The organism is Bradyrhizobium sp. HKCCYLRH2015 (genome assembly GCF_051168215.1).
In the GTDB taxonomy this organism is placed as follows: domain Bacteria; phylum Pseudomonadota; class Alphaproteobacteria; order Rhizobiales; family Xanthobacteraceae; genus Bradyrhizobium.
Genome location: NZ_JBNPUO010000008.1, coordinates 21,861 through 44,349, shown reverse-complemented (window position 1 = coordinate 44,349; position 22,489 = coordinate 21,861). Strand labels below are relative to the sequence as shown.

General features: G+C 65.9%; 24 protein-coding genes. 6 read left to right on the top strand and 18 right to left on the bottom strand.

All coding sequences use genetic code 11. The features are described 5' to 3' along the window. Positions 1-719 precede the first annotated feature (719 nt). From ACQR1H_RS21240 to coxB, 10 genes are all read right to left on the bottom strand, one after another. Positions 720-1,151, bottom strand: a complete 432-nt coding sequence (locus ACQR1H_RS21240; RefSeq protein ID WP_316181941.1) for a carboxymuconolactone decarboxylase family protein — start codon at positions 1,149-1,151, stop codon at positions 720-722. After that, complete coding sequence (locus ACQR1H_RS21235) at positions 1,078-1,557, bottom strand: MerR family transcriptional regulator (RefSeq protein WP_316181943.1); 480 nt, start codon at positions 1,555-1,557, stop codon at positions 1,078-1,080. The genes ACQR1H_RS21240 and ACQR1H_RS21235 overlap by 74 nt, the downstream gene beginning before the upstream one ends. A gap of 146 nt (positions 1,558-1,703) precedes the next feature. Then, a complete protein-coding gene (locus tag ACQR1H_RS21230) occupies positions 1,704-2,462 on the bottom strand; it encodes an SURF1 family protein (protein WP_316181945.1) in 759 nt (252 codons plus the stop codon). A 334-nt stretch (positions 2,463-2,796) separates the two neighbouring features. Beyond that, positions 2,797-3,186 carry a DUF983 domain-containing protein gene (locus ACQR1H_RS21225; RefSeq protein ID WP_315717920.1) on the bottom strand — a complete coding sequence of 130 codons (390 nt, stop codon included), beginning with the start codon at positions 3,184-3,186 and terminating at the stop codon, positions 2,797-2,799. A 164-nt stretch (positions 3,187-3,350) separates the two neighbouring features. Further along, positions 3,351-4,208, bottom strand: coding sequence for a cytochrome c oxidase subunit 3 (locus ACQR1H_RS21220; RefSeq protein ID WP_315801538.1), 858 nt, complete (start codon positions 4,206-4,208; stop codon positions 3,351-3,353). A 93-nt stretch (positions 4,209-4,301) separates the two neighbouring features. Next, positions 4,302-4,961, bottom strand: coding sequence for a cytochrome c oxidase assembly protein (locus tag ACQR1H_RS21215; protein ID WP_410051974.1), 660 nt, complete (start codon positions 4,959-4,961; stop codon positions 4,302-4,304). A gap of 7 nt (positions 4,962-4,968) precedes the next feature. Further along, a complete protein-coding gene (locus tag ACQR1H_RS21210; protein ID WP_315801539.1) occupies positions 4,969-5,145 on the bottom strand; it encodes a CoxF protein in 177 nt (58 codons plus the stop codon). 20 nt (positions 5,146-5,165) lie between these two features. Continuing rightward, a complete protein-coding gene (locus ACQR1H_RS21205) occupies positions 5,166-6,104 on the bottom strand; it encodes a heme o synthase (protein WP_316181947.1) in 939 nt (312 codons plus the stop codon). A 143-nt stretch (positions 6,105-6,247) separates the two neighbouring features. Then, the gene (ctaD, locus tag ACQR1H_RS21200) at positions 6,248-7,861 is read right to left on the bottom strand and encodes a cytochrome c oxidase subunit I (RefSeq protein WP_315801541.1); all 1,614 of its coding nucleotides are present in this window, start codon (positions 7,859-7,861) and stop codon (positions 6,248-6,250) included. A 68-nt stretch (positions 7,862-7,929) separates the two neighbouring features. Continuing rightward, positions 7,930-8,766, bottom strand: a complete 837-nt coding sequence (gene coxB / locus ACQR1H_RS21195) for a cytochrome c oxidase subunit II (RefSeq protein WP_315801542.1) — start codon at positions 8,764-8,766, stop codon at positions 7,930-7,932. Between the two features lie 480 nt (positions 8,767-9,246). On the opposite strand from coxB, the gene ACQR1H_RS21190 reads away from it, so the two are divergent. Further along, a complete protein-coding gene (locus ACQR1H_RS21190; protein ID WP_315801543.1) occupies positions 9,247-9,876 on the top strand; it encodes an invasion associated locus B family protein in 630 nt (209 codons plus the stop codon). A 66-nt stretch (positions 9,877-9,942) separates the two neighbouring features. Here the strand turns inward: ACQR1H_RS21190 and ACQR1H_RS21185 are convergent, their stop codons facing one another. Continuing rightward, a complete protein-coding gene (locus tag ACQR1H_RS21185) occupies positions 9,943-10,443 on the bottom strand; it encodes a GNAT family N-acetyltransferase (RefSeq protein ID WP_315801763.1) in 501 nt (166 codons plus the stop codon). A gap of 84 nt (positions 10,444-10,527) precedes the next feature. Between ACQR1H_RS21185 and tldD the strand changes: the two genes are divergently transcribed. The 4 genes from tldD to ACQR1H_RS21165 all read left to right on the top strand — a co-directional run bounded on the left by tldD (position 10,528) and on the right by ACQR1H_RS21165 (position 13,757). Then, a complete protein-coding gene (tldD, locus tag ACQR1H_RS21180) occupies positions 10,528-11,952 on the top strand; it encodes a metalloprotease TldD (protein WP_315801544.1) in 1,425 nt (474 codons plus the stop codon). Continuing rightward, entirely contained in the window at positions 11,949-12,755 is an 807-nt protein-coding gene (gene lepB, locus ACQR1H_RS21175; RefSeq protein ID WP_409997896.1) for a signal peptidase I, read from the top strand. Before tldD ends, lepB begins: the two co-directional genes overlap by 4 nt. A gap of 10 nt (positions 12,756-12,765) precedes the next feature. Then, the gene (locus ACQR1H_RS21170) at positions 12,766-13,104 is read left to right on the top strand and encodes an MmcQ/YjbR family DNA-binding protein (protein ID WP_434874819.1); all 339 of its coding nucleotides are present in this window, start codon (positions 12,766-12,768) and stop codon (positions 13,102-13,104) included. A gap of 83 nt (positions 13,105-13,187) precedes the next feature. Further along, on the top strand, positions 13,188-13,757 hold the full coding sequence (locus ACQR1H_RS21165; RefSeq protein WP_316237378.1) for a nucleotidyltransferase family protein: 570 nt from the start codon (positions 13,188-13,190) through the stop codon (positions 13,755-13,757). A 91-nt stretch (positions 13,758-13,848) separates the two neighbouring features. Here ACQR1H_RS21165 and ACQR1H_RS21160 read toward each other — a convergent pair whose 3' ends face one another. From ACQR1H_RS21160 to ACQR1H_RS21140, 5 genes are all read right to left on the bottom strand, one after another. Next, positions 13,849-14,565, bottom strand: a complete 717-nt coding sequence (locus ACQR1H_RS21160; protein WP_434838097.1) for a cytochrome c biogenesis CcdA family protein — start codon at positions 14,563-14,565, stop codon at positions 13,849-13,851. Between the two features lie 6 nt (positions 14,566-14,571). Next, positions 14,572-14,970, bottom strand: coding sequence for a thioredoxin family protein (locus ACQR1H_RS21155; protein ID WP_315801547.1), 399 nt, complete (start codon positions 14,968-14,970; stop codon positions 14,572-14,574). Between the two features lie 132 nt (positions 14,971-15,102). Then, positions 15,103-15,765 carry a PAN domain-containing protein gene (locus ACQR1H_RS21150; RefSeq protein WP_315801766.1) on the bottom strand — a complete coding sequence of 221 codons (663 nt, stop codon included), beginning with the start codon at positions 15,763-15,765 and terminating at the stop codon, positions 15,103-15,105. Between the two features lie 249 nt (positions 15,766-16,014). Continuing rightward, on the bottom strand, positions 16,015-17,385 hold the full coding sequence (locus tag ACQR1H_RS21145) for a glutamate--cysteine ligase (RefSeq protein WP_316218181.1): 1,371 nt from the start codon (positions 17,383-17,385) through the stop codon (positions 16,015-16,017). A gap of 96 nt (positions 17,386-17,481) precedes the next feature. After that, positions 17,482-17,970, bottom strand: coding sequence for a MarR family winged helix-turn-helix transcriptional regulator (locus ACQR1H_RS21140; protein WP_315801549.1), 489 nt, complete (start codon positions 17,968-17,970; stop codon positions 17,482-17,484). A 145-nt stretch (positions 17,971-18,115) separates the two neighbouring features. Between ACQR1H_RS21140 and gstA the strand changes: the two genes are divergently transcribed. Continuing rightward, entirely contained in the window at positions 18,116-18,730 is a 615-nt protein-coding gene (gene gstA, locus ACQR1H_RS21135) for a glutathione transferase GstA (RefSeq protein ID WP_316218180.1), read from the top strand. 190 nt (positions 18,731-18,920) lie between these two features. Here the strand turns inward: gstA and ACQR1H_RS21130 are convergent, their stop codons facing one another. Continuing rightward, complete coding sequence (locus ACQR1H_RS21130) at positions 18,921-21,134, bottom strand: 3-hydroxyacyl-CoA dehydrogenase NAD-binding domain-containing protein (RefSeq protein WP_434908143.1); 2,214 nt, start codon at positions 21,132-21,134, stop codon at positions 18,921-18,923. A 140-nt stretch (positions 21,135-21,274) separates the two neighbouring features. After that, positions 21,275-22,483: an acetyl-CoA C-acetyltransferase gene (locus ACQR1H_RS21125; protein ID WP_315801552.1), complete on the bottom strand. Its 1,209-nt coding sequence runs from the start codon at positions 22,481-22,483 to the stop codon at positions 21,275-21,277. Between the last annotated feature and the right edge of the window lie 6 nt (positions 22,484-22,489).

Here is a 22,489-nt window from a genome sequence, read left to right as displayed (position 1 = left end):
ACGGGATTCTGGATTGCTTCGTCGCTGACGCTCCTCGCAATGACGCGCGGTGACATTCGAACGCACATGGCAAGGCTCTCCAGTCAGAAGGCGCAGCTTCGCGTTCTCGCGGCGCGATCGGCGCCCGAGCTGTAACGGAAATTCCTCCCTCCTCAGACGGAGGGCGCAGGGAAGACCGGATGCCGGCTGGCACCCGCGGCCCCCGTGCGAACAAGAATGCACGGGGCAGGAACCACAGGTTCAGCCAGAGCGACCCGGCCTTCCCTGCGCGATGGCTTACGACTTATACGCGATCTCCTCGGTGCACCGGGCCTTTTGGCCACCGTCATCGACGCGATGCATCGGCACCAGCGCCAACTTGATACCAGCGTCGGGGTATCAGGACCACGCGACTTCGCCGTCCGCGCCGGCCGCACTCGTCAGTTGCAGCCGACCCGTCCATCGCATCCCACCTCACGTCCGTGACGACGCGTACGCCCCTCGCAACGAGGCGGGATGGCCATAGACAACCACGATTTCGGAAAAAATGAAAGCGAAAAAGTGCCGCCGGTCGATGCTGAACTCATCAGCGCGTTGAACATGCTTACATAATCAGTTTTCTGGCGCGGCCGAATTCTTGATATCGGATGCCAGCCCATGCCGTTGCAAATAGCCCGTCGGGCGACTCGGGGCAGAATCGCAGCGATCGCGGCGGCGAGGCGCGGTGCGTCGCCCGCCGCTCAAACCGAGGCGGCCTCACCGGCCTTCGCGTCGGCCTCGGCAAACACCGCCTTGGCTGCGAACAATCCATTGAGCGCGGCGGGAAAGCCGGCATAGACCGCCATCTGCATGATCACCTCGATGATCTCGTCGCGGTTGAGGCCGACATTGAGGCCGGCCTGAATGTGGACTTTCAGCTGCGGGCCGGCATTGCCGAGCGCGGTCAGCGCTGCGATGGTCGCGATCTCGCGGCTGCGCAGATCGAGGCCGGGGCGTGAATAGATGTCGCCGAACGGAAACTCGATCACGTAGGTGGCGAAGTCCGGCGCGATGTCGGCGAGCGCCGCGATCACATTGTGGCCGGCCTCGCCGTCGATGCTATCGAGCGCGCGCCGGCCGCGCGCCAGCCGATCCTGATCGGTGTTGGCGCCGGATGGCGTGCCGCCCGGCATCGGGCTCGTCGTCGTGGCTTGGCTGGGCGTTGATCGCGTCATCGTCGTTCGTCCTCTCGCTGCTGCCGGCATAGCCGGCGATCTTGCCGTCGAGAACGAGAAGGCAATCCTGCAGGCTGGCGACGCGCGCCCGGACCGCGTCGCGATGCCGCTCCAGCAGCCGGCGTCGTTCCGGCTCCGTGGCAGCGCCGCCCGCGCGCAGCTCGGCGTAGCGCAGCATGTCCCGGATCGGCATTCCCGTGGCCTTGAGGCGGCCGAGGAATTCGATCCAGGTCAGGATCGATGCGTCGTAGTCCCGCTGGCGGGCATGATCGCGATCGGCCCTGGGCAGCAGCCCGATCCGCTCGTAGTAGCGGATCGTATGGGGCGTCAGCCCCGACTGCCTCGCCAGCTCGCCGATCTTCATGCGCGCTTTATCTCCATTCACGACGCCAGGCAGGCTACGGGTTCGAGCGCGCTCTAAGTCAAGCGCCGTTTTGCCAGCAACGTGGCCAAGGTACATGCGGGTCGGCACCGGTCCCGCATGTCGCTTGCGCTCATGCGGGCTACGGGTCATCGGTTCGCCGCGCGTCGTCCCCTCGCCCATACCGCGAAGGCGGCGATCAGCGCCGCGGCCAGTGAGAACCACGTGACCGCGTATTGCATGTGCTCGTCGCGCAGATGCGGCGACAGCGGACCGGGTTTTGGGATGCCGTTGTCCGGCACCGGCGTTTCAAGGTCGATGTAGAATGGCGCGACCTCGCCCCAGCCGAGCGTCCTGGCCATCGCGCGATGGTCGCGCGTGAACCACAGCCGCTTGTCGCGGCTCTCGGCCGCGGTGAGCAGGCCGGCGGCCTCGGGGAAGCGCAGATAGCCGGTGAGAATCACGGGCTCGCCGGTGACGAGCTTGCCGACCTGGCGATCCTGGATGCTGCGCTCCTGCATGGTGTTGGCGACGAAGCCGGCGTCGATCACGATGGTCTCGCCAGACGGCAGGCGCGCGGGGAGGAACGCCCAGGTGCCCGGCCCAGAGACGTCCTCGCGCACGGCCGAGCCGGCGCTGTAGACCATCGCATCCGGCAGCTTTGCATAGGTCGCGGTGAAGCTGACGCGGCGGAATTCGTCGCGCTCCGGCGTCAGCGTGCGCCAGTCGCTTGGCGGAGGCAGCGGCGCGGGTGCTGCGGCGACACGATCGGTGAGCGCGGCGATCAGCGCATGCTTCTCGGCACGGCGCTGCAATTGCCAGACGCCGAGGCCGATGAACAGTGCGACCATGACGAAGGTGAAGGCGGCGAAGGCGCGGGAGGAGGTGGTGGGACGGGCGGAGGTCATGCGGCGACTCCGACGCTGCGCGCCGGCTTGAGTTCGATGGTGTCCACACGCGTGAGATAGCCTCCCGCTTTCACCGCGCGGACAGTGCGCTCCCCTCCCCCTTGCGGGGAGGGGTTGGGGGTGGGGGTGCCCCAGCAAAGACTGCCGTTGAGGCTACCCCCCTCCCCAACCCTCCCCCACAAGGGGGGAGGGAGCGCAGCGTGTTTGCGGCGAGGGCTTACCTTTTCTTCCGCGTCCGGAAGCGGCTTGACCCATGTCCCAAGAGACAGACCGCAACGGCAGGACCTGAGCAGCGCTTCAAAACCGGAGCGCCGCTCCGCGGAACTCGGACCGTTCATCGCGGCGTCTTGTCCACCAAACGGCCGGGGGCGGCCTTGTGGTGGAATTGCAGGGCGATCAGCAGCGATTTCATCGCGCGCAGCGGCAGCAGCGTCGTCACCAGGATCAGCGGCCCCCAGAGCGCGGCATGGACCCAGAACGGCGGCTGATACTTCACCTCGACGATCAGGGCGGCGCCGACCACGATGGCGCCGGCGAGCATCATGATGAAGATCGCCGGACCGTCGCCGGTGTCGATGAAGGCATAGTCGAGATCGCAGGCTTCGCAACGCTTGCGCAGGTTGAGGAAGCCGTCGAACAGCTTGCCCTGGCCGCAGCGCGGGCAGCGGCAGGCGAGCCCGCGCAGGACGGTCTGGGCCAAAGTGACGGGCGGATGCGTGGTCATGGTGTCTTGCCCCCTGGGCGACCGGGCGACGCCCCCTGATACAACCGGAGGCGACGAGAGCGGATCACATTTCGATCAACCGCCGGGCGCCGCCGCAAACGAGAAAGGGCGGCCCGACGGCCGCCCCTTCTTAGCACGTTCGACGGAACCGGTGCGCGCCGGCTTCAGTGCGCGCCGTGGGCCATCGCCTCGGCGCCGTGGCCCCAGACGTAGATGCAGATGAACAGGAACAGCCAGACCACGTCGACGAAGTGCCAGTACCAGGCGGCGAACTCGAAGCCGAGATGCTGCTTGGGCGTGAAGTGGCCGGCATAGGCGCGCGCCAGGCAGACGATCAGGAAGATCGTGCCGACCAGGACGTGGAAGCCGTGGAAGCCCGTCGCCATGAAGAAGGTCGAGCCGTAGACGTGGCCGGCGAACGAGAACGTCGCGTGGCTGTACTCGTAGGCCTGCACGCAGGTGAAGGTCGCACCGAGGAGGATGGTGAGGATCAGGCCGTATTTCAGGCCCTTGCGGTCGCCCTCGAGCAGCGCGTGGTGCGCCCAGGTCACCGTGGTGCCCGAGGTCAGCAGGATCAGCGTGTTGAGCAGAGGCAGATGCCAGGGATCGAAGGTCTCGATGCCCTTCGGCGGCCAGACGCCGCCGAACAGGGCGTCGCGGGTCGCCTGCACCTCGTAGTTCGGATACAGCGCGGCATTGAAATAGGCCCAGAACCAGGCGACGAAGAACATCACCTCGGAGGCGATGAACAGGATCATGCCGTAGCGGTGATGCAGCTGCACCACGCGGGTGTGGTCGCCCTTGTACTGCGCTTCCTTGATGACGTCGCCCCACCAGCTCGCCATGGTGTAGAGCACGCCGATGGTGCCGATGCCGAACACGATCGGCGCGGCGCCGTACATCTTGTGCATCCAGCCGATCGCGCCGAACGCCATGATGAAGGCCGAGACCGAGCCGACGAACGGCCAAGGGCTCGGATCGACGAGATGGTAGTCGTGATGCTTGGCGTGCGCCTCAGCCATGGCAAGTCTCTCCCCAGATCGATGCCGGTCGCGCCGGCACGGTGTCGTTCAACAGCGATGGTCCCCGGATATCGGATTTCCGCACAGTCACAGTCATAGGCTGCCCCGCGGTTTGTCCGGCTCGCCCGCAGCGACCGGCTTCGGTGTGTCGCGGACGGGATAGAAGGTGTAGGACAGCGTGATCGTCTTCAAGCTGTCGTTCTCGTGGTCGGCCGTGATCGCCGGATCGACGTAGAACACCACCGGCATCTCGCGGGTCTCGCCCGGCGCCATGGTCTGCTCGGTAAAGCAGAAGCAGTTGATCTTCTGGAAGTAGGCGCCCGATGTCAGCGGCGACACGTTGTAGGCCGCCTGCGCCATGGTGGTGCGCGCCGCCTCGTTGGTGACCTTGTAGTAGACCGTGACCACCTCGCCGATCGCGACATCGATCTCGGTCTTCTCCGGCTCGAACTTCCAGGGCAGACCGCCGGCAACATTGGAGTCGAAGCGCACGGAGATCCGGCGCGCCAGCGGCGCCGCGGATGGCGCTGATGTCGCCACCTGCGTGGTGCCGTTGAAGCCGGTGGCGCGGCAGAACCAGTTGTAGAACGGCACGGCGGCATAGGCCGCGCCCACCATCAGCACCGCGACGGCGCCGCAGATGCCGCCGACCAGCGCATCGCGGCTGAGGCCGCGGCGCGGCGCGGCCGGCGCGGTCGCCGGAACGTTCTGGTCGGTTGTCTCCATCGCGGTCTGCTTCGTCCCGTCCTGCATCGCGTCTCTACATCGGCCGATTCAGCACCGCGGGACCCTTCACCATGGTCACCGCGAAGAACAGCACCACCAGCACGCCGAGCGCGAGCGCGATCGCGATCGAGCGGCGGCGCCGGCTGCGCAGCTGCGCCTCGGTGAGGACGATGCCCTCTGACTCGTTTCGATCCGCCATCGTGGTCGCCATGTTTTCCAGTCTCGCGCCCCTTACCAGATCAGCGGCGCGATCATGCGCGCGACCGCTTCGAGTCCGAGCGTCGCGAACAGCACGAACAGATAAAGGATCGAGAAGGCGAACAGCTTGCGGTTGGCGCGAAGCGAGGCGCTGCGCTCGCGCTTGCGGAACACCTCGACCGCGAGCCACAGCATGCCAGCCCCAAGAGCCAGCGAGACGACGCCGTAGACGGCATCGAAATAGCCGAGCGGCCACGGCGCAGCCGCGATCGCCACCAGGACGATGGTGTAGAGCAGGATCTGCAGCCGGGTCGCGTCCGGGCCGGCGACCACCGGCAGCATCGGCACGCCGGCGCGGGCGTAGTCATCGCTGCGGAACAGCGCCAGCGCCCAGAAATGCGGCGGGGTCCAGAAGAAGATGATCAGGAACAGCCAGAGCGGCTCCGGCGCGATCGATCCGGTGGACGACACCCAGGCGACCACCGGCGGCAGGGCGCCGGCGGCGCCGCCGATGACGATGTTCTGCGCGGTCCAGCGCTTCAGCCACAGCGTGTAGATGACGACGTAGAAAAAGATTGTGAAGGCGAGCAGCGCGCCGGCGAACCAGTTGACGAGGATGCCGAGCGTCAGCACCGAGAAGAACGACAGCGTGATGCCGAAGGCCAGCGCCTCCGGGCGGGTGATGCGGCCGCGCGGGATCGGACGGTTGGCGGTGCGCGACATCAGCGAGTCGATGTCGCCTTCCAGCGCCATGTTCAGCGCCCCGGAAGCACCGGCGCCGACGGCGATGCACAGCAAGGAGGTGATGGCGAGCACGGGGTGGAAATGGCCCGGAGCGATCAGCAGGCCGATCAGCGCCGTGAAGATCACGAGCGACATCACCCGCGGCTTGAGGAGCGCGAGATAATCGCCGACATCGGCCTCGGAAATCCGCGGGCCGACGGCAATGGCGTTCTGATCAATGACCGACACGACGAATCCAGACTTCAATTCAAACGGCCCCGACGCATGTCGCGTCAGCACCTCGCCTCAAGGATTCCGACGGCGCGCCCTCAAGCGCGCTGCCGGCGGATATCGATGCGGCGCCGGATCGGCGCCGCATCGCGAGAGCAGGGTTACTGCACCTTCGGCAGCACCTCGAACTGGTGGAACGGCGGCGGCGAGGACAGGGTCCACTCCAGGGTCGTGGCGCCCGGTCCCCACGGATTGTTCGCCGCCTGCTGCTTGCGCATGAAGGCGTCGACGATCCCGTAGATGAAGATCAGCACGCCGAATCCGGAGATATAGGAGCCGATCGACGAGACCAGGTTCCAGCCGGCATAGGCGTCGGGATAGTCGATGTAGCGGCGCGGCATGCCCGACAGGCCGAGGAAGTGCTGCGGGAAGAACACGAGGTTGACGCCGATGAAGGTCACCCAGAAGTGCGCCTTGGCGATGGTCTCGTTGTACATGTAGCCGAACATCTTCGGGAACCAGTAGTACCAGCCCGCGAAGATCGCGAACACGGCGCCGAGCGACAACACGTAGTGGAAGTGCGCGACGACGTAGTAGGTGTCCTGCAGCACGCGGTCGACGCCGGCGTTCGCCAGCACGACGCCGGTGACGCCACCGACCGTGAACAGGAAGATGAAGCCCACCGCCCACAGCATCGGCGCGCGGAACTCGATCGAGCCGCCCCACATCGTGGCGATCCAGGAGAAGATCTTCACGCCGGTGGGCACCGCGATCACCATGGTGGCGGCGACGAAATAGGCCTGCGTCGCCGAGGACATGCCGACCGTGTACATGTGGTGCGCCCACACCACGAAGCCGATGCCGCCGATCGCGACCATGGCGTAGGCCATGCCGAGATAGCCGAACACGGGCTTGCGCGAGAAGGTCGACACGATCTGGCTGATCATGCCGAAGCCGGGCAGGATCAGAATGTACACTTCCGGATGGCCGAAGAACCAGAACAGGTGCTGGAACAGCACCGGATCACCGCCGCCGGCCGGATCGAAGAAGGTGGTGCCGAAATTGCGATCGGTCAGCATCATGGTGATGGCGCCGGCGAGCACCGGCAGCGACAGCAGCAGCAGGAACACCGTCACCAGGATCGACCACACGAACAGCGGCATCTTGTGCAGGGTCATGCCCGGCGCGCGCATGTTGAAGATAGTGGTGATGAAGTTGATCGAGCCGAGGATCGACGACGCACCGGCAAGGTGCAGCGACAGGATCGCGAAATCCACCGCCGGTCCGGGATGGCCCGAGGTCGACAGCGGCACATACATGGTCCAGCCGGCGCCGACGCCGTTGGCGCCGGGCTCGCCCTCGACGAAGGTCGAGGTCAGCAGCAGCGCGAACGAGGCGGGCAGCAGCCAGAACGAGATGTTGTTCATGCGCGGAAACGCCATGTCCGGCGCGCCGATCATCAGCGGCACCATCCAGTTGCCGAAGCCGCCGATCATCGCCGGCATGACCATGAAGAAGATCATGATCAGGCCGTGCGAGGTCACGAACACGTTGTAGGTGTGGTTCTCGTGGAAGAGCTGCACGCCCGGATACATCAGCTCGATGCGGATCGCGATCGACATGGCGGCGCCGATGATGCCGGCGCAGACCGCGAAGATCAGATACATCGTGCCGATATCTTTGTGGTTGGTCGAATAGATCCAGCGCCGCCATCCGGTCGGGTGGTCGTGCGCGTGATCGTCATGGCCTGCATGGGTCGCTACGTTCGTCGCCATTGTCCAATCCTCAGTGTCCCCGTGGACCGCCAAGGCGGCCCTCAATCTTAGCGTTCATCCGCGCTCGGCTACTGCGACACGCCCGCAGCCGACGCATAGGTGCTCGTGGGCGCGCTGGCGTACTTCTTCTTGGCGTCCTCGACCCAGGCGGTGAATTCCTGATCGCTCACGACGCGCACCGCGATCGGCATGTAGGCGTGATCCTTGCCGCACAGCTCGGAGCACTGGCCGTAATACATGCCGACCTTGGTCGCCTTGAACCAGGTCTCGTTGAGGCGGCCGGGAATGGCGTCGATCTTGACGCCGAACGACGGGATCGCCCAGGAGTGGATCACGTCGGCGCCCGTGGTCTGGACGCGAATCACCTTGTTGACCGGCACGACCATCTCGTTGTCGACGGCGAGCAGGCGCGGCTGCTTGTCCTGCGCCAGCAGCGAGTCGAACTCGAACTTGCCGTTGTCGGGATAGGCGTAGCTCCAGTACCACTGCTTGCCGGTGGCCTTGATGGTCATATCGGCCTTCGGCACGTCCAGCTCGAGGAACAGCAGCCGGAACGACGGCACCGCGATCATGACCAGGATCAGCACCGGGATCAGCGTCCAGGCCACCTCGATCAGCGTGTTGTGGGTCGTCCGCGACGGCACCGGGTTGGCGCGCGCGTTGAACTTGACCACCACGGCGATCAGCAGCGCCAGCACGAACAGCGTGATGATGGTGATGATCGTCAGCAGCAGGCCGTGGAACCAGGTGATGTTCTCCATCACCGGCGTCGCGGCCTCCTGCAGCTTGACTTCCCATGGCGCCGGCTGGCCCGTTTCAGCAAACGCCGCTCCACCCGACACGAGCGTCACGCCCGTTACGGCCAACCCCAGCAAGGCGCTCAATTGGCCTTTCGACATCTTCATGCCGTCGCGCTCCCTTCAGAACTTTCCCCCTCGGCGCACCGCCCGCTTCACGCAGCGGCGCGCCGTTCGATCCGCTCTCCTGACAAATGGCCTTCGGGCGGATGCATAGAAAAGCACCTGGGCCAGTTCACTGGAATGACGAAATCTTTCTTCTCAAACCATAATTCTTGATCTATCGCAATGCAGTCTTGCGCCTGATATCGCGCGCCGCGCTGTTCGTCGCGACGAGCGTATTTTCCGGGAGATTGCCGCATGCCGTGATTTCGCGGGCAACGGGCGCTTGACAGGCGTGCGGCGCGATGTAGGCAAACGGGACACGGCCGTTTGCGAGGCTGATTCGGCGAGGCGCAGCGGCAGCGCCCACCAGGGTGCGGCCATTTTGGGTATCGTTTCGTGCCGTACGCCGATGACGCTGTCCTCAAGACGCCATCATTGCCGTATCATGGCGTCGGACGCGCAGATCACCCACAGGAAATTGTCATGGCACCGACCCGGATCAGGGTTTCAACGGACAGGACAGCTGACATGTCGACCCCAGCTGCGAATGACTCGCGCCGTTTGTACCGATTCAGCGCGGTGCGTGCGCGACTCACGCGTGTTGCCGCGATGACCTCCGCCGCAGCGACCGCGGTCGCGATGATCGCTGCGACGGTCGTCGGCGTGCCGCATGCGGCGTGGGCGCAGGGCGCGGTGCGCTCGGTGCATGGCGACTGGCAGATCCGCTGCGACACGCCGCCCGGCGCGCAGGCCGAGCAGTGCGCGCTGATCCAGAGCGTCGTGGCCGAGGACCGCTCCAATGCCGGCCTCACCGTGATCATGCTGAAGACCGCCGACCAGAAGAGCCGGCTGATGCGCGTGGTGGCGCCGCTCGGCGTGCTGCTGCCGTCCGGCCTCGGACTGAAGCTCGACAACCAGGACGTCGGCCGCGCCGGCTTCGTGCGCTGTCTGCCCAATGGCTGCGTCGCCGAGGTGGTGCTGGAGGACAAGCTGCTCGGCCAGCTCAAGACGGCGAAGACCGCGACCTTCATCATCTTCGAGACGCCGGAGGAAGGCATCGGCTTCCCGCTGAGCCTCAACGGCCTCGCCGAGGGCTTCGACAAGCTGCCCTGACGTCGGCTGCGATTGACGGGATTCGCACGATGCCGTGATCGGGCCGTGAGACGGTGTGACGCGATCTCAGCGTGGTGCGTCGAGCGCCAGCGCCATCACCAGCAGGGTCTTGTCGAACCCGTCATCGCCGGGCTCCCGCGGCTGCACCGCCTTGAGCAGGAATCCGGCCTGCTGGTACAGCCTGATGGCGTTGGTGTTGCTGCGGTAAACGGTGAGCTCGACGCGCGAGAAGCCGGCCACCCGCGCCGCCTCGAGCGCCGCCGCCATCAGTCGTCGGCCCAGGCCCTGGTGCCGGAACTGCGGCATTAGGCCCATGCCGAGCACCCCGATCCGGGCATCGATTGGCCCTGATTTGGGCGTCACATCGCACCAGCCCACCACCTCCCCGGCCGAGAGAGCGACGAATTGCGGATATCCCTCGTGGATGTTGTTCAGAATGAAGGCGCGCGTCGACTCGAGCGGCGGCGCCTGCACGAACGACAGATAGCGCCGTTCGCGCGCGACGTAATCGAGCGTGCGGTGGAAGCTCTCGATGTGAGCGGACGTGATGGGAACGATCTCAACCATGTCAGTTCGGTAATCATCCAGCCCCTCGCGCCCCGGCGTCAAAACAACTATCTTGGAATGAACGCTCCGACAACGGATTGACACATGACTGCTCCCACCACCTCCCTGCTCGAGCGCGCCAACCTGGACCGTGATGCGGTCCGGAGCGAGGTCGGGCGTGGCCTGGCCGGCGCCGATGACGGCGAATTATTCTTCGAATACAGCCAGACCGAGGCGCTGACCTTCGACAATGGCCGGCTGAAGCAGGCGACCTACGACACCAGCCAGGGTTTTGGCCTGCGCGCGGTGAAGGACGATGCAGTCGGCTATGCCCATTCCTCCGACGTCTCGCTGCCGGCCCTGATGCGCGCGGCCGACGCCGTCAGCGCCGTGCGCGGCGGCTATTCCGGCACGTTCGCGAGCGCGCCGCCGCACACCAACGTCCGGCTCTATGGCGACGACAATCCGCTGGACGCCCCGGGGTTCGAAAGCAAGGTCAAGCTGCTCGGCGAGATCGACGCGTATTTGCGCGACAAGGATCCGCGCGTGCGCCAGGTGACCGTGAGCCTCGGCGCGACCTGGCAGGTCGTGGAGATCCTGCGTCCCGACGGCGAGAGCTATCGCGACATCCGCCCGCTGGTGCGCGTCAATGTTTCCGTCGTCGCCGGCCAGGGCGACCGCCAGGAGAGCGGCAGCAAGGGCTATGGCGGCCGCGAGGCCTATGCCCGCTTCATCGAGACCAAGGCGTGGCGCGAGGCCGCCGACGGCGCACTGCGCGAGGCGCTGGTCAACCTCGAATCCGTGCCCGCCCCCGCCGGCGAGATGGACGTCGTGCTCGGCGCCGGCTGGCCCGGCGTGATGCTGCACGAGGCGGTCGGCCACGGCCTCGAGGGCGACTTCAACCGCAAGAAGACCTCCGCCTTCGCCGGGCTGCTGGGCAAGCCGGTCGCCGCCAAGGGCGTCACCGTGGTCGATGACGGCACCATGGCCTCGCGCCGCGGCTCGCTGTCGATCGACGACGAGGGCACGCCGACCAGCCGCACCGTGCTGATCGAGGACGGCATCCTGGTCGGCTACATGCAGGACCGCCAGAACGCCCGGCTGATGAACATGGCGCCGACCGGCAACGGCCGCCGCCAGGGCTACGCACACGTGCCGATGCCGCGCATGACCAACACCTACATGCTGGCCGGCGAGCGCGATCCGGCCGAGATCATCGCCTCCGTCAAGAACGGCATCTATGCCGTCAATTTCGGCGGCGGCCAGGTCGACATCACCTCGGGCAAATACGTCTTCCAGTGCACCGAGGCCTACAGGATCGAGAACGGCAAGGTCGGCGCGCCGGTGAAGGGCGCGATGCTGATCGGCAACGGTCCGACCGACCTCAACCGCATCAGCATGATCGGCAACGATCTGTCGCTGGACACCGGCATCGGCACCTGCGGCAAGAACGGCCAGGGCGTGCCGGTCGGCGTCGGCCAGCCGACGCTTCGCATGGATCGCATTACGGTCGGAGGCACGGGCCGATGAGCCTTGAGAAGATGTCCACGGACAAGACCAGCACCAAGGCCCCGCGCACGGGCGCCGTCCGCAAGGAAAGCACCTGGGGCGGCCAGCTCGCGCAGCTCGTCGCGGTCGTCATGGTGGTGTTCGTCGCCAAGGGCGCGATCGCCGAGCCGTTCTACGTGCCGTCGGGCTCGATGGAGCCGACCCTGATGATCGGCGACGCCCTGCTCGCCTCCAAATTCCCCTACGGCTACGGCACCTCGTCGCTGCCGATGCAGATCACGCTGCCGGAGACCGGCCGCCTGTTCGGCGAGACGCCGAAGCGCGGCGACGTCGTCGTGTTCCGCTGGCCGGGCGACACCTCGCAGGCCTGGGTCAAGCGCGTCGTCGGCCTGCCCGGCGACCGCATCCAGATGCGCCAGGGTCAGCTCTACATCAACGGCCAGGCGGCCGCGCTGAAGCCGGACGGCATCGGCGATGCCGAGGACGACACCGGCCGCAACGATCCGGCCTATCGCTACGTCGAGACGCTGCCGAACGGCGTCTCGCACCTGATCTTCAAGATGCGCGACAACGGCCGTCTCGACAACACGCCGGAGGTGACGGTGCCGCCCGGCAAGCTGTTCGTGCTCGGCGATAACCGCGACAACTCCGCCGACAGCCGCGTGGCCTTGCGCGATGGCGGCGTCGGCCTGCTGCCGATCGACAATCTCGTCGGCCGCGCCGATGCCGTGGTCGGCTCCTGGGACCTTGGCTACAAGAACCAGCCGGTCTGGGCCTGGCTGTCCGGCTTCCGGCTGGATCGCTTCTTCACCGCGGTGCGTTGAACGAACGCCGATGACCTTCGACGATGTCAGGGCGCTCGCGCTGGCATGGCCGGAGGTCGAGGACGGCACGTCCTATGGGACGTCAGCGCTGAAGGTGCGCAACAAGATGCTGGCGCGCCTGAAGGAGGACGGGGACAGTCTCGTCCTTCCGGGCGTGCCGCCGGACGAACGCGCGATGCTGGTGGAAAGCCGGCCGAAGCTGTTCTATTTCACTGATCACTACCGCGATTATCCAATCGTGCTGCTGCGGCTGTCCGAGGCGAGAGCCGCTGACGTCGCGCCGCTGCTGCGGCGGCAGTGGCGGGCACTGGCGTCCCGGAAAGCCGTCGCCGCGTTCGATTGCGGTTGAGCGCTCGGCTTTTTCCCGCATCCGGTGCGGTGGGTGCAGCAATGTCCGCATGATCGGATGCCATTTGCATGCTATCCACGGGCATGACCGAAGAGGACTTCGTCGCGTCAGCGCTCCGCAATCCCGTCAACACGGCGATCCTGGATATGCTGCGCGTGACGACGCTGCCTGATGCGTGGATCGTCGCCGGCTGCCTGACCCAGACGGTCTGGAACGTGCGCACCGGCCGCCCGGTCGATCACGGCATCAACGACTACGATATCTTCTACTTCGATCCCGACACGTCGTGGGATGCCGAGGATGCCGTGATCCGGCGCATGGCATCCTGTCTCGATCGGGTCGATGCCAAAGTCGAAGTCCGCAATCAGGCGCGCGTGCATCTCTGGTATCCGACCAAGCACGGCCGGCCCTACCCTGCCGTGACACGGTCCACCGACGGCATCGATCGCTTCCTCACCGTGAACACGCAGGTCGGCATCCGACCGGCTTCTGGCGGCTACGAGGTCTATGCCCCCAAGGGCCTCGACGACATCGGCCAGATGATCGTGCGTCCGAACTATACGGCCAATTTCTCGGTGACGAACTACACGGCCAAGGCGGCGCGCTGGAAGGCACTGTGGCCGGAGATCACGGTGATCGCTCCTGAGGAATGATCCACGCGGATAGCAACAGCTCATTCCGGGGCGCGCGGAGCCACGCCCCGGAATGACACTGAGTTGTGGGTCCGCCTATGCAGCTCGGGCGTTAGATCGACGTCGTCAGCTCCGTCAGCCACGCCGGCGAGACGGCGACCAGCCACGCCTCGAGCTGCTTGTCGACGCCGCTGAGGATCGCGACCGCGACGACGACGAAGGCCGCCCCCATCAGCATCTTGCCGAGCTTGCCGGCCGACAGCAGCCGCGCGCGCAGGCGTACCATGGTCGTTCGCGACAGCACCCCGAGCACGACCAGCGGCAGGCCGGCGCCGAGGCCGAAGGCCAGCATGGTCAGGCTCACCATCACGAGGTCGCGTCCCTGCGAGGCCAGCAGCGACGCCGCGCCCAAGGTCGGACCGACACAGGGCGACCACACCGCGCCGAGCAGCAGCCCGATCATGAACTGGCCGCCGGCGCCCGACGTTGCGAAGCCCTGGGAATGCCGGTCGGCCCAGCGCTGCACCGGTCCACCTGCGACGGCGAGTTGCGCCTGCCAGGACGGCACCAGCAGCACGACGCCGATCGCCAGCATGATGATCGCTGCGACAAGACGGAACGCGCCGGCATCGAGGCCGATGGAGTTGCCCGCGAGGGCGATGAACAGGCCGATACCGGTGAAGGACAGCGCAAGGCCGGCCGCGAGCGCCAGCGCACCGCGCGGATGCGCGGAGGCCGCCGCGCCGAGCACGATCGGCACCAGCGGCAGCACGCAGGGCGACAGGATCGAGAGCAGGCCGGCCACGAAGGCCAGCAGCAGCGCGAGCATGATGCGCTACAGGCTCTTGTCGAGCAGGGCCGCGATCGAGGCTTCCTTGGTGTCGCCGACCGAACGTCCGGTCTCGGTGGTTCCCTTGAAGGTGATCAGGGTCGACTGCATCTGCGCGCCGAACGCTTTCACCACCGGCTTCATGTCGTCGAAGTCGACGCGGAAAATCTTGAGGTCCTTGAATTTGGGTTCTGCCGCGAGCTTGTCGATGATCGGCTTCTGCGCCTTGCAGGTCGGGCACCATCCGGCATGGATCTCGATCAGGATCGGCTGCCCAGCCGCTTGAGCAGCCTTGAAGGCGGCGTCCGAATAGGCGGTCTCGATGGCGGAGGCCGCCTTCAGCCCAGCGAAAGCAAACGTGGCAGCGACTGCTGCGGTGACGAAGAACCTGCGCGAAAACGTCATGACACACCCGATCTCTGCGTTGCGACAGGCAGCCGGCGGCGAAAGCCGTCCGGTGCCGTCGTTCAATACGCAGGAGACGGATGCAATGTTACCCGACGATGCAGAAAATCTGCGGGCCGGACGTTTGCCAGGTCAGCGAACGACGCCCGACGTGAAGCCCGCCTTGCGCCGCGGCGGCTTGATTTCCTTCTTCAGGAAGCAATGCGCCTCCTTGCCGGCATAGCCTGGTCGGGCGAAGGTCCAGGCGCGGCACTTGTTGTCGCCGGTGCAGGCGGCCTTGCAGATCTCCTCGGCGTCGGCGGCCTTTTCTTCCTTCTTGTCCACCGCCTTGTCGCCGCTGCTCTTGTCGCCCTTGTCGGCGGCCTTCTCGGCCTTGTCGCCGCCCTTCAGATCAGTGGTCTTGATGTCGAAGCTGCGGTAGTCGCCGCCGGGACGGTCGATCGACGTCTCGACCGCATCATTGCGGATCTCGACGACACCAGCGCCGCGCACGCCGGAAACGCAGCAATTGTCCGGCACCCGCGACGGCACGCTGTTCTTCAGCCAGCACACCGCACCCGCTTCCATCACGGTCGGATAGCTGAAGCTCCAGGCGCGGCAGCGCCGGTCGTGCTCGCACAGCAGCGCGCAATCGGCCGGGTCGCCGGAGGCGATCGGCGCGCTCATGTAGTCGCCGCCGGGGCGATCGGAATAGGTCTGGGCTGAAGCCGGCGTCAGGCAGGCAGCCACGAACAGGCACGCCAGTGCCCTCAGCCATGCCCCGATGAAGCGCCCCACGCGCCGCCGCTGAACCATCCGACCCATTGTTAATGTTCGAGTTTTCTTGCGAGTTTTTAGGCAGTCATTTGATCGCCACGAACCTGTATGGCGGATGAACGGCCCGGACCGGGGGAGCTGCGGAAGGCAAAGCAGCGGCGCCCAGGCGCTGAATCGATCCTGAGACACAAATCGCAACAGAGAACAGGGGACCCGAGCCGCCAACCGCCTCAACGTGGAACAGGCGACGCAGCGAACCTGCGACGGCTGCAGGGACGGCCGTTCCGATCAGAACGCATATTCGTCGTAGGCCGGCTCGACCGAGCCGCCCCACGGGCCGTCGAACTTCTCCAGCATCTCCTCCGCCGGCGAGCGGCCGCAATCGATGATCTGATCGAGCGGCTCGAGATAGCGGCTCTCGTCGCGGCCATTCTGATCGACGCGGTTGCGGCGGCGCAGGCCGTGATGGGCGAGCGTCAGGCACTCCTTCGCCACCTCGAACACGTAGCGATTGCGGATGCGCGTCTTGAAGCCGAGGCGCGGCACGTCGTCGCGCAGGTTCTGGCGCTCGAACGCGGTCCAGTCCTTGACGAGGTCCCAGGCCGCATCGAGGCTGACATCGTCGTAGAGCAGGCCGACCCAGAACGCCGGCAGCGCCGGCAGCCGGCCCCATGGCACACCGTCGGCACCGCGCATTTCCAGGTAGCGCTTCAGACGCACCTCGGGGAAGATCGTCGAGAGGTGATTGGCCCAATCCGACAGCGTCGGCCGCTCGCCCGGCATCGCTGGGTTCTTGCCTGCGAAGAAGTCGCGGAACGAGGTGCCGGAGACGTCGATATAGGTCTCCTCGCGTTTCACGAAATACATCGGAACATCGAGCGCGTAGTCGACCCAGCGCTCGAAGCCCATACCGTCCTCGAACGCCCACGGGATCATGCCCGAGCGCTGATTGTCGGTGTCGCGCCAGATCTCGGAGCGGAACGACAGGAAGCCGTTCGGCTTGCCCTCGGTGAACGGCGAATTGGCGAACAGCGCGGTTGCGATCGGCTGCAGCGCCACCGAGACCCTGAGCTTCTTGACCATGTCGGCTTCGGAGGAGAAGTCGAGATTGGTCTGCACTGTGCAGGTCCGGTACATCATGTCGAGGCCATACCTGCCGACCTTCGGCATGTAGCTGGTCATGATCTTGTAGCGGCCCTTGGGCATCATCGGAATTTCGGCGCGCGACCAGGACGGCGTCATGCCCAGGCCGAGAAAGCCGATACCGAGCGGGGTCGCGATCTCGCGCACCTGCGCCAGATGCGCCATCAGCTCCGCATGCGTCTGGTGCACGGTCTCGACCGGCGCGCCGGACAGCTCGAACTGGCCGCCGGGCTCCAGCGAAATGGCGCCGCCGCCGGTGACGTCATAGAGCCCGATGATGTTGCCGCGCTCCATGATCGGCTCCCAGCCGAGCAAGAGCTTCATGCCTTCGAGCAGCGCGCCGATGCCGCGCGCGCCCTCGTAGGGGACCGGGCGGTGACCGTCGAGCGTGAACGGCGTCTTCTCGTGCTCGGTGCCGATGCGGAAGGCGGACGGCGGCTTCACGCCGGCGGCCAGCCAGGCCACGAGCTCGTCGCGCGACTGCAACGGGGTCATATCGATCTGGTCACGCGCCATGGGAGTCTCGGTTCAGAAGCGCTTCGAGGGTCGCGCGTGGTGACAGGAAGGGCCGCGGACCCCAGGGGGCCGCGGATGTGAATGGGAACGGATGCTTCATCGGATCGCTGCGCCCTCTCCGGCCGCCAACGGAGCGGCCTGACCACAGGAGCAGCCGAGGCGATCCAGCAGCATGCAGAGCTTTGCGGCGTCGGTATCCGACAGCTTGGAGCCGACATGCTTCTCGATCGCGGCCGAATAGGCCGACCACATCCGCTTCTGCAGCTCGCGCCCGGCCTCGGTGATCTCGACGAACTGGCCGCGCTTGTCCATCTTGCATTCGCGCCGGACGACCAGACCTTCGTCGACCAGACGGTCGATCAGCCGGGAGGTGGAATATTGCGGGATCAGCATCTGCCGCTCCAGCTCGACCGGACGCAGCTCGCCGGAGGGCGCGCGCGACAGTTCGAGAAGCGCATCATACCATGCGAGCGGCGGGAACCCGGCCTTCTTCAGCTCCTGCTCGACGCAGTCCAGCACCCGGCTCTGGACCCGCATCAGGCGGATCCAGGCGGCGGTCGCCTCGGTCGATGGTTTGCGTTTCATGGGCCGGCTCGTATCCTCAGATGCACAGTCTAGCGCATTCGATGCAGCTGCATCAATCTTGACTATTCCATGCATCTGCATGTAAAGGCGGATGTGGCGCCCCGACCGGTTCCACGAAGAAAAGGTCTCACGGAGGGAATACAAGATGAAGCTTTATTATTCACCCGGCGCCTGCTCGCTCTCGCCCCATATCGCCCTGCTCGAGGCCGGCCTGCCCTATGATCTGGTCAAGGTCGATCTGCGCGCCAAGACCCTGGAAAATGGCGACGATTATCTCAAGGTCAATCCGAAGGGCCAGGTGCCGGCCCTGGGGCTGCCGAGCGGCGAAATCGTGACCGAGGGACCGGTCATCGTCCAGATGATCGCCGACCAGGCCAAGGACAAGGGATTGGCGCCGGCGCGCGACAGCGGCGAGCGCTACAAGCTGCTGGAGTGGCTGAACTTCATCACCTCCGAGCTGCACAAGAACTTCGGCCCGATGTTCTCTCCCGTGCTCGCCGACGAGGCCAAGGCGTTCTTCAAGGACCGGGTGATGGGCAAGTTCAAGTACATCGACAGCCAGCTCGCCGGCCGCGACTACCTGATGGGCAGCCAGTTCACGGTGGCCGACGGCTATCTGTTCACCATCCTGACCTGGGCCGACCGGATGAAGTTCGACCTGTCGGCGATGCCGAATCTCGTGGCCTACAAGAACCGCGTCGCGGCGCGTCCCAAGGTGCAGGAAGCGCTGACCAAGGAAGGGCTGATGAAGGCGGGGTGAGTTCGCTGTTGAAAGAGCTCTCTGCTGCCACCCGGGCAGTAGGTTCTCTCCCCCCTTGTGGGGGAGAGATAGAGAGGGGGGTAGCCACGGACACCGTCGCCTGTGGCTACCCCCCTCCCTAACCCTCCCCCACAAGGGGGGAGGGAACGGAGATCGGGCGAGGCCGGCTCCGTGCTAACTCACAACAGGACTAAGCCGCCGCCTTCTTCGGCGGGAAGCGGCCGTAGAAGGTTTCGCCCTTGGCGGCCATCTCCTCCAGGAGCTTCGGCGGCGCGAAGCGCGAGCCGTACTTCGCCGTGAAGGTGTGGCACAGCTCGACGAACTTCTTGGTGCCCATGAAGTCGATGTAGGACAGCGTGCCGCCGGTGAACGGCGCGAAGCCGAAGCCGAGGATCGAGCCGACATCGGCCTCGCGCACGTCGGTGATGACGTGGTCCTCGACCGTGCGCGCGGCTTCGACCGCCTGCACCACCAGGAAGCGCTGCTTCAGCTCCTCGACATCCAGCGTATCCGGATCGAGATGCTTCGGCTGCAGCTTGGCCAGATCCGGCCACAGGCTCTTCTGACCCTTGCCCTTCTCGGGATAGTCATAGAAGCCCTTGGCGTTCTTGCGGCCGAAGCGGCCCTGCTTCTCAACCAGCTCGACCATCAGCTTCTTGTGGTCCTGGTTGATCGCGTTGGGGCCGAGATCGTGCTCGGTCGCCTTCATGATCTTCAGGCCGAGATCGAGCGCGACCTCGTCCGACAGCGACAGCGGGCCGACCGGCATGCCGGCCATCTTGGCCGCGTTCTCGATCATCGCCGGCGGCACGCCTTCGAGGAACATCTCGTTGCCCTCGGCGATGTAGCGCATCACGCAGCGGTTGGCGAAGAAGCCGCGGGAGTCGTTGACGACGATCGGGGTCTTGCCGATGGTGCGGACATAGTCCAGCGCGGTCGCCAGCGCTACGTCGCCGGTGGCCTTGCCCATGATGATCTCGACCAGCATCATCTTCTCGACCGGCGAGAAGAAGTGGATGCCGATGAAGCGGCCCTGGTCCTTGAACTCCTCGGCCAGCGAGGTGATCGGCAAAGTCGAGGTGTTCGACGCGAAGATCGCGCCGTCCTTCAGGTGCTGTTGCGCCTTGGCATAGGTCTCGGCCTTGACCTTGCGGTCCTCGAATACGGCCTCGATGACGAGATCGCAATCCTTCAGCGCGGCGTAGTCGGCGGTGGCGGTGATGCGGCCCATGATCGCCTCGGCCTCGCCCGGCTTGGCGCGGCCCTTCTTGACGAGGCCATCGATCACGCTCTGCGCATGCGCCTTGCCCTTGTCGGCGCTCTCCTGATCGCGGTCGATCAGCACCACCTCGAGGCCGCCGCGCGCCGAGACGTAGCCGACGCTGGCGCCCATGAAGCCGGCGCCGATCACGGCGACCTTCTTCAGCTTGGTCGCCGGCACGTTCGCGGGGCGGCGCGCGCCCTTGTTCAATTCCTGCATCGACAGGAACAGGCTGCGGATCATCGCCGCCGCTTCCTTGGAGCGCAGGATCTTGGTGAAGTAGCGCGACTCGACGCGCAGCGCGGCGTCGATCGGCAACTGCAGGCCCTCATACACGCAGCTCATGATGGCGCGCGCGGCCGGATAGTTGTCGTAGGTCTCGCGGCGATAGATGGCGTTGCCGGCCGGGAACATCATCATGCCGTTCTTCGAGAACACCGGGCCGCCGGGCAGCTTGAAGCCCTTCTCGTCCCACGGCTGAACCGCCTTGCCGCCACCCTTGATCCAGTCCTTGGCCGCCTTGATGAGATCCGCGGCCGGCACGATCGCATCGACCAGCTTGAGCGCCTTGGCCTTGTCGAGCGTGAGCGCCTCGCCCTTCAGCAGCAAGTTCATGGCGTCCTGCGGCTGCACGATGCGCGGCACGCGCTGGGTGCCGCCGGCGCCGGGGAACAGGCCGACCTTGATCTCGGGCAGGCCGAGGCGGGTCTTCGGGTTCTCGGCCGCGACGCGGTAGTGGCACGACAGGGTGATCTCGAAGCCGCCGCCGAGCGCGAGGCCGTTGATCGCGGCGACCCACGGCTTGCCCGAGGTCTCCATCGACCGGTTGATCTGCGAGAAGCGCCGGCTGGTGTCGAACAGCATCTGGTTGGCGGCTTCCTCACCCTTGCTCTTCAGCACATCCGCATAGATGCGGTTCATGCCTTCGAGCATGGACAGATCGGCGCCGGCGCAGAACGCCTCCTTGGCCGAGGTGATGACGACGCCCTTGATGGCGGCGTCGGCGGTGGTCTGCTTGACGATGGCCTCGAGCTCGTTGGTCGAGGTCTCGTCCAGCACGTTCATCGAACGGCCCGGAATGTCCCAGGTGATCAGCGCAATGCCGTCGGCATCGGTTTCGAGCTTGAAGTTCTTGAAGGCCATATGGATCTCCCTCGGTGCCAGCAGCCAGTCGGCGCGGCGTTGTCCTGTATTCGTCGATCGTAGGGTGGGTTAGCGCAGCGTAACCCACCGCCTCTCGCAACACGGCGGGTTACGCCTCCGGCTAACCCGCCCTACGGCTGTCACACCCGCTCGATGATGGTCGCGGTGCCCATGCCGCCGCCGATGCACAGCGTCACCAGCGCGGTCGCCTTGCCGGTGCGCTCGAGCTCGTCGAGCACGGTGCCGAGGATCATCGCGCCGGTGGCGCCCAGGGGATGGCCGAGCGCAATCGCACCGCCATTGACGTTGATCTTGTCCTTGTCGATCTCGAACGCCTGCATGTAACGCAGCACGACCGAGGCGAAGGCTTCGTTGAGCTCGAACAGGTCGATGTCCGACTTCTTCATGCCGGAGCGCTCGAACAGCTTCTCGGTGACGTCGACCGGACCGGTCAGCATCATTGCCGGCTCCGAGCCGATATTGGCGAAGGCGCGGATTTTCGCGCGCGGCTTCATGCCATACTTCGCGCCCGCCTCCTTGCTGCCGAGCAGCACCGCACCTGCGCCGTCGACGATGCCGGAGGAGTTGCCAGCGTGATGCACGTAGTTGACGCGCTCGATCTCCGGATGCGACTGGATCGCCACTGCGTCGAAGCCGCCCATCTGCGCCATCTGCACGAACGACGGCTGCAACTGCGCCAGCGACTGCATCGTCGTCGACGGACGCATATGCTCGTCCTTGGCGAGGATAGTCAGGCCGTTGATGTCCTTGACCGGCACGACCGACTTGTCGAAGCGGCCTTCCTCCCAGGATTTCGCGGCGCGCTGCTGGCTCTGGACCGCATAGGCGTCGACGTCGTCGCGCGAGAAGCCGTATTTGGTCGCGATCAGGTCCGCCGAGACGCCCTGCGGCATGAAGTAGGCGGGCACCGCCATCGACGGATCCATCGGCCAGGCACCGCCGGAAGCACCGATGCCGACGCGGCTCATCGATTCCGCACCGCCGCCGATGACCAGCTCATGCTGGCCGCTCATGATCTGCGCCGCGGCGAAGTTCACGGCGTCAAGGCCGGAGGCGCAGAAGCGGCTGATCTGAATGCCCGGAACGGCATCGCCGAGACCCGCATTCAGCGCGGCGAAGCGCGCGATGTCGGAGCCGGCCTCGCCGACCGGATCGACCACGCCGAGCACGACGTCGTCGACCGCGTCCTCAGGGATGTTGTTGCGGTCCTTCAGCGCCTTCAGCGGCACGGTGGCGAGCGCGAGCGCGGTCACCTCATGCAGGCTGCCGTCGGCCTTGCCGCGGCCGCGGGGAGTCCGTACGTGGTCGTAGATAAAGGCCTCAGGCATCACGCC